Raw genomic sequence first — 14,581 nt, forward strand, 5'->3', positions numbered from 1 at the left:
CATGGCATTCAGTACCAGTGGAAACCGAGGCCCAATGGCCGACATCAACGTCACGCCCCTCGTGGACGTGATGTTGGTGCTGCTGATCATCTTCATCGTAACTGCGCCGATCATGACGTACCCGATTGCCGTGGATCTGCCGCAGCGGGTGCTCAATCCGCCACCGCAGACGACCGAACCGCCGCCGCCGATCGAGTTGCGTATCGACGCCAGCAACCAGGTGTTCTGGAACAATAGCCCGACTCCGGTCGCGCAGTTGCAACAGAAGATGGAAGAAGTGGTTCAGGCTGATCCGACCAATCAGCCGGAACTGCGCATCGACGCCAATGAAGATGCGGAGTATGAGGTGATGGCCAAGGTCCTCGCCGCGGCGAAAAACTCACAGATGAAGAAAATCGGCTTCATGCAGTAAGACATCGCAAGATCGTAATATAACAGTCATGAAACGACTGCAACGCCAGCGGAAACGGTGGCGTTTTTTTATGGTCGATCGAACATGGCCGTTGTCCGTCACTGGTATGAGGTGGGCAGACTCAGCATTTGCTGCATCGCCTACGTTGAGTCTTTTTGGTGGCTATATCGATACGTCGAGATACCTGCGCGCCGATTCGCACGCAGGTTGTCATCGAGTTTGGAGATGTGTGACGTTGTTGGACGTCGAGCACAATGGTTTAGTTTGTCGTCCCTGAAACATTCCTCTCAAGTACGAATCGCCAGCAGTGACAGCCGTACGATGCGAGATGGATGGAGCACGGCTTCCTAGCCGCGAACAAAACAAGGACACCTTTAAAAACTTCGACTTCGGTAAATTGCGCGCGATACGCATCAATGACTTGCGAGCGCGCCTTGGTCGAGTATTAAAGGTGCCTTAGAGCGAGAACCCTTAATCCTCTCGCCGCATTCAAATAGACCCCTTTTCTTGAGATGCCGACACTCTTCTCCACCAGACAGTCTTAACGAAAAGCCAGCTGCGTACCGGCGTCTTGATCACTAGCAAAAGAAATCCGATCGAAAGCAAGCACCAGACGGCCGGGAATTCATTCGGGTTGTCCGTGGTCAGCCTAGCCAGAATTGGACCCAACAAAAGATGGAAAATCGTAAACCTCCATGAACCGTAAGCTAGCGGAACGATGAAGGCGGCGAAGATATAGGGTGCCCAGACGACCTTGAAGCCAAAGATGGTAACGCTGAGGAGGTCGTTGACGGGTAGCTCCCAGGCTATATGCCAGTTTCCACTGACCGAACAAAGGCGATCAGAGCAGAGAGCCGTTCCTTTGGGCACGTGACTTGCCCATTCGAAGGGGTAGATTTTGAGGATCATCAGGATGAGACAGATGAAGCAAGCGAAATACGCATAATTCTTCACCTTATTTTTCGCCGCTTCTGGGATAAAATAAAGTGATATCGCATTTATGAAAAAAGGCTGTATTGCGATATGAAGGAACCCGAGTAACGTGGCGACCTGGTTCATCGGGTTGCTGCAGGAGTTGATTACGGTGTAGGTGAAAGCCTGTAGGATTTCCATTAGCGAAAAGAATGCAAGGCATCCCCACAATTCGAACGGTTCTTTTTTGTAGGCCGAGTATGCGCATCCTAAGAGGCCGCAAGCAGCTACCGCCGTGGAAGCTTGTCCATTCCAGCACATAAATAATGAATGTTAGGTAGTTAGAAGGTAACCTTCAGAATATGTGAAGTGGCAAGGATTCAAGTTTTATTTTCGGAAACTATCACGCCAAAAGCGAGCCTTCCAAGGCTATCGTTGCTGATTCGCGGCAGTGGCCGAGCCATCACGTTGCTTAGAGCCGCTAACAGAGCGTGGCGAGCAGTGTTGAGATCAGTAAGGACGGCGCACAGCAACCGCAGTTTAAGAGTAGTTAATGCCGATTCCGAGAACTGGCCGCGCCCGCCTGGCGGTGGAGCGCAGTAGATTTGTTAGCCGATCTAAGTCGGCCCTGAAAATCCCCCTTAGATAGCAGGCGCCGCAGCTGACAGTCGCAATTGGCTCTTGTCATTGCCCGGATCCATTTGTGGAAAAATGCGATTCAGGTACTGGCAAACACGGGTTTTAGCCCGCCGCAGAACTGAGCATGTGCAGCACATTGCCGTGGCGCCTTTCAGCCTGCAGTCTTCTTCAGATGTTCGATCACCGGCTCCACCGCCTGTCGTCGCTTGATCCAGCGCCATTGCCGTCGCGTCAGCGTCTTGGCCTTGCCGCGATGCAGGACCTGCACGCCATCGACTTCGCGCCCGCGATCGCCCAGGTCCACGATCGCCACCGTCGGTTCTACGCGCACATCCTGCAGCAACCCGCGTGTCTGCTCCAGCTGTTCGGCCAAGGTGTCGCCATCGTACGGGTTGCCAGGAAAACTGCGCGCGCCCACGACCAATCCCTTGCAGGCGGTGACCGCAATGCCGACCTTGACGCCGAATGCGTACGCTTGACGCGCCTTGCCCTTGCCGATGCATTCCACTTCCGGGGCATGCAATGCGTACAGTTTTTGTTTGTCCTTCGGACGCTACGTGTACAGCCGTTGCGCACGTTCCAGCCAGACCGCGATGCGCTCGCGCACGCCGGGTTCCACCTGGTCCAGCTTGCGCTGCATGTCGCGCAACATCCGCCCCAACACCGTGCGTTGACGTCGCAGCACGCGCTGCATGACCCAGGCGCTGCCGCCAGCGCGTCAGCGAGCTGGGATCGCACGGCAAGCGCGTCTGGAACACGACTTCGCCAGTGAAGAACTGCCAATACGGATTTTCCAGCCAGCGCTCGCACACCGCTTCATCGGACAGGTCGTCGGCGTGTTTGAGGTACAGCAGGCCGGCGATCAGCCGCGCCGGCAGCGCGGGACGACCGCCACCGGCTGGCGTGGCCGGAAAATGTGGCAAAAGCGTCTGCTCCAACGCCGCCCACGGCATGCGGTGGCTCAATTACACCAACGGATGACGCAGATCGATCTGGTTCTCCAGGCGCGAACGAAACAATTCGTCGGCGGGTCTGTCTTCGGCAGCAGGACGGCGTGTACGCATGGACGGAAATTGCAAAAAAACCAGCCCTCAGCGTCGCGAAAACTGGTAGTTCTGGCACGCCGGTGCAGACATCAAGGCCTTGCGGTCGTTGGGTGATTGGGGTTTTTCAGGGGCGACTAAATAGTGGATGACGCAAGGTCGATCTTGCCTTATGCGACTAAGAGCGGCTAACAAAACGACTGCGCTTACCGCCAGGCGGGCGCGGCCAGTGCTCGGAATCGGCATGTACCACGCGTACACTCCGGTCCCTGCGCGCCGTCCGCATCCACCTGGCGGCTGCTCGCTACGTTTTGTTAGCCGCTCTAAGAGCGGCTAACAAAACCCAGGAAGAAGCCGTAAGCAGATGATGGAGCATGCAAGCGAGAGCAACGCCAAGTGGAGATCGATGCGGCGTTCAAAGCGGATGCGCAGTTTGCCCAGGCCTGCGAACCAGGCATGCGTGCGCTCGACGACCCAGCGATGACGGCCCAACCGGTCGTTGCGCGCGATCCCCTTGCGTGCGATCCGCGCAATGATGCCGCGCTGCTTGAGGAAGGCGCGACAGCGGTCGATGTCGTAAGCCTTGTCGGCGTGCAATTTGTCTGGCCAACGTCGCGGGCGCCCTGGTTTGCCACCAATTGGCGGCAAGGCGTCGATCAACTCCTCGAACACGACCGAGTCGTGCCGATTGGCGCCGGTGACGCACACTGCCAAGGGCACGCCGTTGCGGTCCACGATCAGATGCCGTTTGCTGCCGAGTTTGCCGCGATCGGTCGGGTTTGGCCCGGTGTAGGCGCCCCCCGGGGGGAGGCCACACTGGCGGCGTCCAGACTGGCTCGGCTCAGATCCAGCCTCTGGGCGCGACGCAGCTCGGTCAGCAACACCTGATGCAGACGATGCCACACACCGGCGGCTTGCCAATCACGCAACCGGCGCCAGCAGGTCATGCCGCTGCCATAGCCCAGCTCCATAGGCAGGTCTTCCCATGGCACGCCCGTGCGCAGGACATAGACGATGCCGTTGAGGGCTTGCTGATCACTGATACGCGGCCGTCCACCTTTGGGCGAACGCTTCACTTGGGGAATCAGCGGCTCGATGCGCTTCCACAGCGCAATGGGGATCTCTTTGCGACGTGTCATGTCCGCAATTTTGCCACCGGCGAGACAAGATTCAAGGGGTTTTGTTAGACGCTCTAAATATCTCAAACCTTAATTGACGCGCTTCGCAGTATCTGCAAATACGCACGCACCGTCGCATCAAGTCCTCGATACAACGCCTCGCTGGTCAATGCGTGGCCGATCGACACTTCCAGTACGCCTGGGACAGCGGCCAGAAAATCGCCCAGGTTGGTCTGCGACAAATCATGCCCGGCATTGATGCCCAGGCTTGCATCACTGGCGCCTCGCGCAGCATCGGCAAACAACCGGAATGCGGCATCCGGCTGCCCGTTTGCATGCGCCTGCGCATACGGGCCGGTGTATAATTCGATGCGATCTGCACCAAGTGCGGCTGCCCGAGCTACGTCGGGATTGCTGGCGTCGACGAACAGGCTGACGCGGCTGCCAAGTGTCTTGAACGCAGCGATCAAATCGCCGAGCGGCGCGGTGTTCTGCGCAAAATCGAAGCCGTGATCCGAGGTGAGTTGCCCATCGTCATCGGGCACCAGCGTAACCTGTTCCGGACGCGTGGCGCGGCACAGTTCCAGCAATCCCGGATAGCCATCGCGCGGCGGCGCGAACGGGTTGCCCTCGATATTGAATTCGACTGAGTGCGCGCGCGTCAGTGCACTCAGCGCCAGCACGTCGTCGGCGCGAATATGCCGCTGGTCCGGGCGTGGATGCACGGTGATGCCGTGCGCGCCAGCGGCGATGCAGGTGCGTGCGGCGTGCACCACATCCGGATCGTGTCCACCGCGCGAATTGCGCAGCGCAGCGATCTTGTTGACGTTGACGCTGAGCCGGGTCGTCACGATGTCGTTCTCAGGCTTGCGGCTCGCTGCCGTGCGTGGCGTCAACAGCAGCAGATTTGCGTGCCTCCGCCAGTTCGCGCAGCCGGCGCAGTTCTGCCGGGTCGATCATGCTGCCGGTATCGCGCTGGGTGTCGCCCATACACGAGGCAAACCAGCCGCGCGTCCACAGCAGCAGGAATAGCAATGCCACCAGTAGCGAGACCACCAGCAACCACACGTGCGGTGTGCTGAAGGCCAGCACCAGCGCACCAAGTGCCATAAGCAGAAACAGCCAGTGCATGACGAACTCCCCGTTGAGTGGCGGCAGTGTAGCGCCGTGCTAGGCACGGTTCTACGTGATAAGAGAGGCCCGCGTCAGAGCAGCGGCGACAGCAGCCGTGCGAAGGCTTCGGGAAGCCGAGAGCGCCACATTGGTCGATGGCGCGCAAAGCGCACTTCCTGCGCGCGCTGCATGTCGGTGCCGATTAGCCCGGCCAGTTCGGCGGCCACCGCCTGGTTGCGGAACAGCATCGATAACTCGAAGTTGAGACGGAAGCTGCGGCTGTCGAAATTGGCGCTGCCGACGATGCAGACCTCGTCGTCGGCGAGCAGCGCCTTGGTGTGCAACATGCGCGGGCCGTACTCGTAGATGCGCACGCCGGCTTCGAGCAATTCGTCGAAATACGAGCGCGCCGCGTAAGTCACCAGGCGCGAGTCGCTGACACGCGGCACCAGCAGGCGCACGTCCAGGCCGCCCAGCGCGGCGGAGGTCAGCGCCATGCGTGCAGCTTCGCCGGGGACGAAGTACGGCGTAACCAGCCAGATGCGATGCTTGGCCTCGTGGATGGCGGCGACCATCAGGCGGTGAATCGCTTCCCACGACGAATCCGGCCCGGATACCAGCACCTGCGCATCGACCGTGCCTTGCGCGCGCGTCGGTACGTCTTCCGGCCACAGCTTCTGGCCGTGGAATGCGTCGCGGCTCTGTCGGGTGGCGTAGAGCCAGTCTTCCAGAAACACCAGCTGCAGGCTGTGCACCACGTGGCCCTGCAGACGCACGTGCAGATCGCGGTACGCATCGGCGCGCACGTATTCGTTTTCGTCGTCGGTCACGTTGATGCCGCCGGTGAAGCCGATCCGGCCATCGATGACGATCACCTTGCGGTGGGTGCGCAGATTCAACCAGGGCCGCTTGAACGGCTTGAGGAACTGAGACGGATGGAACCAAGCGGTTTCCACGCCGGCCTCGCCCAGCGTGCGCAATGCGCGCCGGGTCATCGCCGACGAGCCCACCGCATCCATCAGCAAGCGTACCTTGACCCCAGCGCGTGCGCGCTCCATCAGCGCGTCGCAGATCGCAGTGCCGCTGCGGTCCGGCTGGAAAATGTAGTACTCCAGATGGATGTGGTCGCGTGCGCTGCGGATCGCTTCGATGATGGCGGCATAGGTCGTTGCGCCGTCGACCAGCCAGTGCACTTCGGTGGCGCTGCTCGGCGCCAGGCCGGTGGTGGACTGGGCGACCTTGGCCAACTCGGTGCAGTTGGCGTCCGGCGGGCAGACGCTGCTATAGCTCTCCATGCCCGAGCGCGAACGGCCGCGCCGCAAGCGCTGGCGTTTCACCTTCTGCGGGCCTAACCAGTAATAGATCAGCAGCCCCAGATACGGCAGCGCAGCCAGCGACAACACCCAGCTCAGCGTGGCCACCGGCTCGCGCTTTTGCAGCACTATCCAGCCGACGATCCACAGCAGGTACAGCACGTAGGCGGCCAGGAGAAGCGCTTCGAGGTGGGGAATGGTGGCCAGCCAGTCCCACGCGCTTTGTACATGTGCGAGCATGCGCGGATTCTACGGGTCGCGCTCGCTGCTACGATGACTGTGTGGCCAACGCGGCTGCGCCGCATCGGTCTGAAAGCTTCATCGTGTTGAACGTGCAGGCGCGCCGCATGAGACCTGCCGGTCGTACGATGACGAGATGGCAAATGCGATTAAGGGCCGTGGTGCGACCGGCCATCTGCCCGGACGGTTCGAGGTCACCACCCAACGGGCGGTGGACGATGGCTGGTATGTCGACGACAGCGAGGCGTTCGCCTCGTCCGCATTGCGCACCCAGGTCACCGAGGAAACCGCGCGCAGCATCATCAGCCGCAATCAATCGCCGGACATCGGATTCTCGCAGTCGGTCAATCCGTATCGCGGCTGCGAGCATGGCTGTAGCTACTGTTTTGCACGGCCCTCGCACGCGTATCTGAATCTGTCGCCGGGCTTGGATTTCGAAACCAGGTTGTTCGCAAAACAAATGCGCCGGAACTGCTGCGGCGCGAGTTGTCGCGGCCGGGGTATGTGCCCAGCCCGATTGCGCTGGGCATCAATACTGATGCGTATCAGCCGATCGAGCGCAAACACGCGCTGACGCGGCAGTTGATCGAGGTGCTGTGGGAGACGCGCCATCCGTTCACGCTGATCACCAAGAACGCTCTGGTGACGCGCGATCTGGATCTGCTCGCCCCGTTGGCATGCGAAGGACTGGTCAATGTGCATTTTTCGGTGACCACCTTGGACCCGCACGTATCGGCCAAACTCAAGCCGCGCGCGTCCGCACCGCATGCACGTCTGCGCGCAATGCGTGCGCTGCACGAGGCCGGCGTGCCGGTCGGGGTGATGGCCGCGCCGGTGATTGCTTGGATCAACGACCACGAATTGGAAGCGATCCTGCAGGCCGCCTCTGGTGCCGGTGCGCACAGTGCCGGCTACGTGCTGCTGCGGCTACAGCACGAGGTGGCGCCGTTGTTTCGCGACTGGTTGCAAACCCATTACCCGCGCAGCGCGCCGGGCATGTGATGAGCACGATCCAGCAGCTCCGTGGCGGCAAGGATTACGACAGCGCCTTCGGCGCCCGCATGCGCGGACAAGGCTAATGGCGAGACGCTTCGCTCTCGCCCACCGCCGCGCCGGCTTCGACGTGCGCGCGATGCCGGCGTTGAACACCCGGAAATTCAGGCGTCTAACTCCGCCTGCCAAGCCGGTGCCGTAATCGCCGCAGGGGCAGTTGTTCTAGGGACGTGAATTCCGGATTCGCAAGAGCGGGCGTGCTGTTGCCGTTACGAATCCCTAATCCCTAATGATGAATCCTCGTCATACAACACCTGCGCCGACTGGAACAGAATCCAGCTCGTGGCGATGAATTTGTCGCCGCCGACCCAAGCGGTTGCCGTGGTGGGTGTGGGTGAAGACGGTGGGGGCGATCAGCAGGCTGTCGGTGCGTGGGCGCGCCTTGCGTTGGGAATAGGAACTCGTTTTCGCCTTTGTGGTGAACTGCAGCAGTGGTTCGCTGCAAGCCGATGGCCTTGCGTGTTTCGAAATGCTGTTCACTTAAGCGGAGCAGCCTTTCGATCTACCGGATAGCGGGTCTTCGAGATCTTCACCGTCCTTGGCCGCGTAGGCATTCGAGGAACAGGCTCGCGATGCCCGAGCGAAGTTGGGATAGGCGTCTTCCTGTGGCGGAAGCCGGATTGGCTGCGGCCATCACGATGAGTTGCACTGCGATGTACTGGCAGACCGGTGTGAATCGGATGTCCGCAGGCGTTGTGCCAAACGCCACAGCTGCCTGACCGGCTTCACGTCCAATGATGTTGTAAGCCAGCAACAACCCCCAGACTTCCTGGTACACCAAGTCGATCTTCTTGCTGCGTAAGGTCGTCGCGTTGTGCTGCATCGAGCTTTTGATGTCGCGCAAACCCAGTTCGATTTCCCATCGCTGCTGGTAAAGCGTTGCGACAGACTTGGCGCTGTAAGTGGTGGCAGGCAGCGAGGTCAGTACCGACTTTTCTCTTCCCCTGATGCAGATAGCTCACTTCACGCACGTCCCAGTGCGTGGGAAGCGCTGGATTGCGTTTTCTGGGTGCGAGCTCGTGCACCGGCTCCACCGGAATATTCTGCGTAAAAGTGCTCAGGTTGGAGAAGTTGAACAGGTCGCCAAGGTCGAACAGCTGCTGTTGAAGGGACACAAAAAAATCCGATACCAGAAGTCTGGTATCGGATTTTCGGTGACTCATTTGCTTAAGTGAACAGCATTACCGCTATGCGGGGGTTTTCATCACATAACGCGCGCTGTGACGATCAGAACTTGTAGTTGATCGAAGCGGCCAGCACGTCGCCCTTCACCGTATAGCTGCCAGCCAGACGGTCGCCGGTGGCGCTGCGGGTGTCGCTGGTCGGGTCACTGGTGAACAGGTGGGTGTAACCGAAGTTGTATTCGGCCTGCTGCGACGGGTGCCAGCTCAGACCCAGTGACACCCACTTGCGGCTGGCATCCGGCACGCGCACGTCGCGATGGTCTGCGGTGGTGGGGGTCTGGTCGTACGCCACACCGCCACGCAATGTCAGCGTATCGCTCATGCGGTAGTCGGCACCGATCGAGGCGAAGGTCGTGTCGCGGTAGGAAAAGTCCAGCACGCTGTCGGGCTGATTGGAGGCGAAGTCCACGGTCACCTGGTCGAACTTACTCCAGGCGGTGCGGGTGACGTCGGCCATGATCGACCACTGCTCGTTCACGTTGTGCGTGAAGCTGGCGGTGGCGGTGGCCGGCAGCTTGACGGTAGCGCGGCCCTTGGTATCGACAAAGGTACCCGGTGCGGCGACACCCAACACGCTTGCGGCGCTGCCCGGCACGGTGAAGTCGGCGTCGCCGTCGGTGATCTTATGCTCCACTTCCGAGCGGTAGCTGAAGCCTATATGGGTGTTCTCATCAATGCTGAACAAGCCACCGAGGGTGAAGCCCACTTCGGTGCTGTCGCCCTTGATGCGCGAGTAACCGTCGGCGCTGCCTGGGGCGAAACCCGGCGCGCGACGCGCGGCCAGAATGCTGCCGAAATCTACCGCGCTGGCCAGATCGATATCCAGACGCTCGGCAAACACCGAGGCACCGAACGACACATACGGGTTCACGTCGTAGGAGAACGCGACGTTGAAGTCGATCGCCTGCAGCTCGGTGTGGGTGCCGTGGTAGCGGCCGGCCCAATCACGGTCGTATTCGGTCTTGAAGCCGAACGGCACGGTCAGCGAGGTGCCAAGGTGCATGCTGTCGTTCTCACCGAACGGCACATGGAAGTACACCGCCGGGACCGGCGCGATCATGCCAGCGTCGCTGCCATTGCCGCCGGAGACCGGGGCACCGTTGGCGTAGGTGGCGTTGTCAGGCTGGAACTTGGCCGAGAAGCCGATGACGCTGACGTCGGCCTGAAACAGGCGACCGTCCAGCTGGCGCATGCCGGCCGGGTTGTTGGCAATGATCGAGGCATCGTCCGGGGCGCTACCGGAACCTGCGAAGGCGCGGCCAAGACCCTTGGCGCTGTTTTCTTTCAGCTGGAATGCGGCGCCATGTGCCTGGCCAACGGCCATTACGCCAGCGATACCGGCGGCCAACAGGGTGGCGCGGCTGAGAGTGGAAGCGGTAGACATAAGCGTAGTGCTCTCCGGATAAAAACTGCAGTGGTAGGTACAGCGTCCGCACCCAGCGCCAAGTGGCTGCTGGAGCGCGCCGGAGCCCCTCCCCCGACCAACGACGCCGTACGCAGTATAACCAGGACGATTAACCGAACAATAACGAAGTGCGTTTTGGCCGGCTGGACAAGACAGGGGTGGGTTCAGGACCGTGAACCCGCTAGAGTGCCACTCCGATGTTCGTCTCGATCCCCTCCCGCAAGAAATCCGCGCCGCGCTGGGCGGTGCCGCTGCTGTTCGCAATCGTCTGGCTGGCCTATCTGTGGTCGATCAGCCGACCGGGCGAAGCGCGCAGCACGCTGTGGCTTGACTGGGGGGCACTTTCCAGCGGCGTGTCCAACCTAGGCGACTGGTGGGCCACATTACGCGACGGCAGCGTGCTGCGGCTGTTCACCGCCTTGTTTCTGCACGCGGACTGGTCGCACCTGCTCGGCAACTTGGTGTTCCTGTTGATCTTCGGGTTGCCGGCCGAGCGCATCCTGGGTCCATGGCGGCTGCTGCTGTTGTTCCTGGTTGGTGGCGCGGCGTCCAACTTGGCGGCGATCTTTGCGATCGGCACGCCGGACCGGGTGATCATCGGCGCCTCGGGCGCGGTGTCGGCGTTGATCGGCACTTATCTGGCGCTGTTTCCCGGCGCCAAGCTGGGCGTGGTGTTGCCGCTGGGGGTGTTTCTGGAATTCATCCGCGTGCCTGCGCCTTTGCTGATCGGTGTCTGGGCGCTGCTGCAGGTGGTGTTCGCCTACATCGGCCCGGCGTTCGGCATGGTGGCGTGGTCGGCGCATATCGCCGGTTTCGCGTTCGGCATCGTCTATGGGTTGTACGTGCGCGCGGCGATCGCGCGGCGGCTGCGCAAGCGCCACGGGTTTTAGCGCGGCGCGCAAACCGTCGCTAACGCTCGTTGATGGCAGCGCGAGCGTGCGATGGCGGCTCTCTTGCACTGCCTTGGGCGCGTTGGCGCGCCTATAATTGCGGCATGTCCAAGCCTCTGTACAAAGTCACCTTCCTCAATCACGGCAAGGTGTACGAGCTCTACGCGCGCCAGGTCACCGGCAGTCATCTGTGGGGCTTCAACCAGATTGGCGAGCTGGTATTGGACGTGCACGACGGTGTGGTGGTCGATCCCACCGAAGAGCGCCTACGCGAAGAGTTCGGCAACACCAAGACCTTGCACCTGCCGATGCAGAGCATCGTGCGCATCGAAGAAGTGGAGAAGAAAGGCCAGTCGGTGATTCGCGATGCCACTACCGGCGACAAGGTGGTCACGCCGTTTCCGTCGCCGACCAAACCACGCTGATGCGCATCCTGGTGCCCGACGACTATCAGGGCGCGGTGCGTCAGCTGCCGTGTTTGCAGCGGCTGCAAGGGCACGATGTACAGGTGTTGGGCGCGTTGGCGACCGATCCCAACGAATGGGCGCAGCGTCTGGTGCAAGCCGATGCGCTGGTGTTGATCCGCGAGCGCACGCGCGTGGACGCCACGCTGCTGCGGCGCTTGCCGCGGCTCAAGCTCATCAGTCAGACCGGACGGGTGGGCGCGCATGTGGATGTGGCCGCATGCACTGAATTTGGGGTGGCGGTGGCCGAAGGCGTCGGCTCGTCGGTGGCGCCAGCCGAACTGACATGGGCCTTGATCTTGTCAGCCAGCCGTCGTTTGAGCGAGTACCAGCGCGCGTTGCATCAAGGCCGCTGGCAAGCACTCGGCGATCCGGGTGTGGGACGCGTGCTGCACGAGCGCACGCTGGGCATCTGGAGTTATGGGCGGATCGGCCAGCGCGTGGCCAATTTTGGACGCGCGTTCGGCATGCAGGTGCTGGTGTGGGGCGGCGAAGACTCCTGTGCCAAAGCCGCGCGCGATGGGTTCGAAATCGCTGAAAGCCGTGAGGACTTGTTCGAACGTAGCGACGTGCTGTCGCTGCATCGGCGCCTCACTGCGCAGACTCGCCATCACGTGAGCGCGCAGGATCTGGCGCGCATGCGTGGCGATGCCTTGCTGGTCAATACCAGCCGTGCCGAATTGATCGCACCCGGTGCGTTGTTGGCCGCACTCGACGCCGGTCGGCCAGCACAGGCAGCAGTGGATGTGTTCGAACGCGAACCGCTGCTGGATCCGCGCGATCCGCTGTTGCAGCATCCGCGGGTGTTGGCGACGCCGCATTTGGGCTACGTAGAACGTGACAGCTACGCTCTGTATTTCGAAGCCGCGTTCGACAATGTGCGGGCGTTTGCGGCGGGCACGCCGCGCAATCTGGTCAATCTCGAAGCGTTGGCGACTGCGCGATAATGATCGGTTGAGCAGTAGATCGCGTGCGCCTTGAAGCAAGGCGGCCATCGTGGGATGGGCATCTCCAGCAAAGCGCTACATCTCCAGCAAAGCGCTACGCCTTAACGGCGCGCTGCAACGAGGCCTTGCAGCGCGACCCGCGACGCCGCGCGTGCGGCTGCAGTAGTCACTGATCGGGCAGCGCATCGCGTCAAGCGTTGGGTGCGCATTGGAAACTACAGGAAAGCTGCTCGCGACCAGTCACTCCGGGAAGCATGTGCTTCTCGACGATCGATGGCGTGGTTGCCAATCGCTCGGTCACGATCCCCGCACTTTTCCGCTTCGCCAAACACTGCAGGTGTGAGGCAGCTGCAGTACTTCTTGTCTTGGTCTTGCGCCTTACTTGACCGGTTCGGTCCGCTTGGGCTTGTCTGCAGTGGCTGGACGTGCTGCTGCCGGTTTCGGCTCGGCTGCTGTCTTGGTCGCCCTTGCCTTCTGTGCCGCCTGTGCCCTGGCCTTGAGCGCGGCTTGCGCCTTGGCGGCCGAGCCGGGCTGCTTGAGTTCGGCCAATGCGGTGGCGATCGGGCCATCGCCCGGCAGCACGTCGCCGGTCCTGTAGCCCTCCTCACCCTCTTCGTCGCCACGCAGATGGCCGGGCAAGGTGGCTTCGCTGTAGTCGGTCAGGCTGGCCGGCACGTCGGTATCGCCCGGTTGCGGTTCGGGGGTGAGCAGCACTTCCGGCACGATGCCGCTGGCCTGGATCGACTTGCCGCTTGGCGTGTAATAGCGCGCGGTGGTGAGCTTGACAGAGTCGCCGTTGTCCAGCGGCAACACCGTCTGCACGGAGCCCTTGCCGAAGGTGCGGCTGCCGATGACGCGCGCGCGCTGGTTGTCGCGCAGCGCGCCGGCCAGCACTTCCGAGGCGCTGGCCGAGCCGGCGTCGACGAGGACGACGACCGGTGCGCCGCCGAGCAGATCGCCCGGGGTGGCGTCGAACTTGGCATCGCTGATCGAGATGCGCCCGCGCGTGCTGACGATGTTGCCCTTGTCGAGTAGATCGTCGGCAACCTGCACTGCCGAGGTCAGCAGACCACCGGGGTTGCTGCGCAGATCCAGCACCAGGCCGCGTAGCTTGCCGCCGGCCTGTAGCTGCTTGAGGTTCTTCTGAAAGTTAGCCCCGGTGTCGGCCTGGAAGGTGCTGATGCGGATGTAGCCATAGCCGGGTTCGAGCAGCTTGCTGCGCACGCTGGCCACGCGAATGGTCTCGCGCTGCAAGGTTACGTCGAACGGTTTGGGCGCCTTGTCGCGCAGGATCGTCAGCACGACCTTGCTGCCGGATTCGCCGCGCAGCGGTTCCATCGCCTTGCTGGCATCGATCGGCTTGCCATCGATGGCCACGATCACATCGCCGGCACGAATACCGGCGCGTGCAGCCGGGGTGTCGTCAATCGGCGCAATTACCTTGAGCGTGTTGTCCTGCTGTTGCAGCAATTCCACGCCGATGCCGTCGTAGGCGCCAGTGGCCTGTTCGTCAAAGGCTTTGGCGTCTTCCTTGTCGAAATAAGTGCTGTGCGGGTCCAGATCCGAGAGCAGGCCGCGCACCGCTGCGTGCATCAGCTTTTTGTCTTCGACCGGATCGACGTAGGCCTGCTTGACTGCGTTGTACACCGCCACAAAGCGGCGGATCTCGTCCAGCGGCACCTTTGAGATGGCGGCTTCATTGGCTTCCGGATCGTCCGCAGTGGCCTGGGCCGCAGCGGGACGGGCGGTCTGCGTCCAACCAGGCGACGCGAACAAGGCCAACAACAGGGCAACGGACAGGACGGCTACGCGCATGAAGCACTCCGACAAAGAGACAAGACGCCCCGC

At 61.6% G+C, this 14,581-nt stretch carries 11 protein-coding genes, 1 other RNA gene and 4 pseudogenes; 6 read left to right on the plus strand and 10 right to left on the minus strand.

Annotated elements, in window-relative coordinates; all coding sequences use genetic code 11:
* Position 1 precedes the first annotated feature (1 nt).
* Positions 2 to 412 carry an ExbD/TolR family protein gene (locus J5I97_RS00070; RefSeq protein WP_002805932.1) on the plus strand — a complete coding sequence of 137 codons (411 nt, stop codon included), beginning with the start codon at positions 2 to 4 and terminating at the stop codon, positions 410 to 412.
* A 489-nt stretch (positions 413 to 901) separates the two neighbouring features.
* On the opposite strand, the gene J5I97_RS00075 is transcribed toward J5I97_RS00070, so the two are convergent.
* Both J5I97_RS00075 and J5I97_RS00080 read right to left on the minus strand, forming a co-directional pair.
* On the minus strand, positions 902 to 1,525 hold the full coding sequence (locus J5I97_RS00075) for a DUF5765 domain-containing protein (protein WP_208588268.1): 624 nt from the start codon (positions 1,523 to 1,525) through the stop codon (positions 902 to 904).
* A gap of 543 nt (positions 1,526 to 2,068) precedes the next feature.
* A pseudogene (locus J5I97_RS00080) lies at positions 2,069 to 3,027 on the minus strand (transposase); the annotation flags it as partial.
* A 223-nt stretch (positions 3,028 to 3,250) separates the two neighbouring features.
* On the opposite strand from J5I97_RS00080, the gene J5I97_RS00085 reads away from it, so the two are divergent.
* Positions 3,251 to 3,326: non-coding RNA, sX9 sRNA (locus tag J5I97_RS00085), on the plus strand.
* Between the two features lie 13 nt (positions 3,327 to 3,339).
* Here J5I97_RS00085 and J5I97_RS00090 read toward each other — a convergent pair.
* From J5I97_RS00090 to cls, 4 genes are all read right to left on the minus strand, one after another.
* Positions 3,340 to 4,145, minus strand: a protein-coding gene (locus J5I97_RS00090; RefSeq protein ID WP_208587302.1) for an IS5 family transposase whose coding sequence is annotated in 2 segments (ribosomal slippage) — positions 3,340 to 3,815 and positions 3,815 to 4,145 — 807 coding nt in all. Because the reading frame shifts where the segments join, the coding sequence is not laid out codon by codon here.
* 62 nt (positions 4,146 to 4,207) lie between these two features.
* Positions 4,208 to 4,975: a pyridoxine 5'-phosphate synthase gene (locus J5I97_RS00095; RefSeq protein WP_208588269.1), complete on the minus strand. Its 768-nt coding sequence runs from the start codon at positions 4,973 to 4,975 to the stop codon at positions 4,208 to 4,210.
* 10 nt (positions 4,976 to 4,985) lie between these two features.
* On the minus strand, positions 4,986 to 5,255 hold the full coding sequence (locus J5I97_RS00100; protein WP_208588270.1) for a hypothetical protein: 270 nt from the start codon (positions 5,253 to 5,255) through the stop codon (positions 4,986 to 4,988).
* 74 nt (positions 5,256 to 5,329) lie between these two features.
* Entirely contained in the window at positions 5,330 to 6,790 is a 1,461-nt protein-coding gene (cls, locus tag J5I97_RS00105; RefSeq protein ID WP_208588271.1) for a cardiolipin synthase, read from the minus strand.
* Positions 6,791 to 6,926: 136 nt separating this feature from the next.
* Here cls and J5I97_RS00110 point away from each other — a divergent pair.
* A pseudogene (locus tag J5I97_RS00110) lies at positions 6,927 to 7,985 on the plus strand (PA0069 family radical SAM protein).
* Positions 7,986 to 8,052: 67 nt separating this feature from the next.
* Here J5I97_RS00110 and J5I97_RS00115 read toward each other — a convergent pair.
* From J5I97_RS00115 to J5I97_RS00125, 3 genes and pseudogenes are all read right to left on the minus strand, one after another.
* Positions 8,053 to 8,258: pseudogene (locus tag J5I97_RS00115) on the minus strand (2OG-Fe(II) oxygenase); the annotation flags it as partial.
* A 61-nt stretch (positions 8,259 to 8,319) separates the two neighbouring features.
* Positions 8,320 to 8,850, minus strand: a pseudogene (locus J5I97_RS00120) (transposase); the annotation flags it as partial.
* Positions 8,851 to 9,070: 220 nt separating this feature from the next.
* Positions 9,071 to 10,411, minus strand: coding sequence for an outer membrane protein transport protein (locus J5I97_RS00125; RefSeq protein ID WP_208588273.1), 1,341 nt, complete (start codon positions 10,409 to 10,411; stop codon positions 9,071 to 9,073).
* A gap of 218 nt (positions 10,412 to 10,629) precedes the next feature.
* Between J5I97_RS00125 and J5I97_RS00130 the strand changes: the two genes are divergently transcribed.
* The 3 genes from J5I97_RS00130 to J5I97_RS00140 all read left to right on the plus strand — a co-directional run bounded on the left by J5I97_RS00130 (position 10,630) and on the right by J5I97_RS00140 (position 12,733).
* Positions 10,630 to 11,322, plus strand: coding sequence for a rhomboid family intramembrane serine protease (locus J5I97_RS00130; RefSeq protein WP_208588275.1), 693 nt, complete (start codon positions 10,630 to 10,632; stop codon positions 11,320 to 11,322).
* Positions 11,323 to 11,426: 104 nt separating this feature from the next.
* Positions 11,427 to 11,747, plus strand: a complete 321-nt coding sequence (locus J5I97_RS00135) for a DUF1820 family protein (RefSeq protein WP_208588277.1) — start codon at positions 11,427 to 11,429, stop codon at positions 11,745 to 11,747.
* Positions 11,747 to 12,733: a D-2-hydroxyacid dehydrogenase family protein gene (locus J5I97_RS00140; RefSeq protein ID WP_208588278.1), complete on the plus strand. Its 987-nt coding sequence runs from the start codon at positions 11,747 to 11,749 to the stop codon at positions 12,731 to 12,733. Before J5I97_RS00135 ends, J5I97_RS00140 begins: the two co-directional genes overlap by 1 nt.
* A gap of 378 nt (positions 12,734 to 13,111) precedes the next feature.
* Here the strand turns inward: J5I97_RS00140 and J5I97_RS00145 are convergent, their stop codons facing one another.
* Entirely contained in the window at positions 13,112 to 14,548 is a 1,437-nt protein-coding gene (locus J5I97_RS00145) for a S41 family peptidase (RefSeq protein ID WP_208588279.1), read from the minus strand.
* Positions 14,549 to 14,581: the final 33 nt, after the last annotated feature.

It is taken from the genome of Xanthomonas fragariae (assembly GCF_017603965.1).
Lineage (GTDB): Bacteria > Pseudomonadota > Gammaproteobacteria > Xanthomonadales > Xanthomonadaceae > Xanthomonas > Xanthomonas fragariae_A.

Coding starts and splice junctions, on each gene's coding strand:
- J5I97_RS00070 (WP_002805932.1), top strand. CDS start 2: ATGGCATTCAGTACCAGTGGAAACCGAGGCCCAATGGCCGACATCAAC.
- J5I97_RS00075 (WP_208588268.1), bottom strand. CDS start 1,525: ATGGAAATCCTACAGGCTTTCACCTACACCGTAATCAACTCCTGCAGC.
- J5I97_RS00100 (WP_208588270.1), bottom strand. CDS start 5,255: ATGCACTGGCTGTTTCTGCTTATGGCACTTGGTGCGCTGGTGCTGGCC.
- cls (WP_208588271.1), bottom strand. CDS start 6,790: ATGCTCGCACATGTACAAAGCGCGTGGGACTGGCTGGCCACCATTCCC.
- J5I97_RS00125 (WP_208588273.1), bottom strand. CDS start 10,411: ATGTCTACCGCTTCCACTCTCAGCCGCGCCACCCTGTTGGCCGCCGGT.
- J5I97_RS00130 (WP_208588275.1), top strand. CDS start 10,630: ATGTTCGTCTCGATCCCCTCCCGCAAGAAATCCGCGCCGCGCTGGGCG.
- J5I97_RS00135 (WP_208588277.1), top strand. CDS start 11,427: ATGTCCAAGCCTCTGTACAAAGTCACCTTCCTCAATCACGGCAAGGTG.
- J5I97_RS00140 (WP_208588278.1), top strand. CDS start 11,747: ATGCGCATCCTGGTGCCCGACGACTATCAGGGCGCGGTGCGTCAGCTG.
- J5I97_RS00145 (WP_208588279.1), bottom strand. CDS start 14,548: ATGCGCGTAGCCGTCCTGTCCGTTGCCCTGTTGTTGGCCTTGTTCGCG.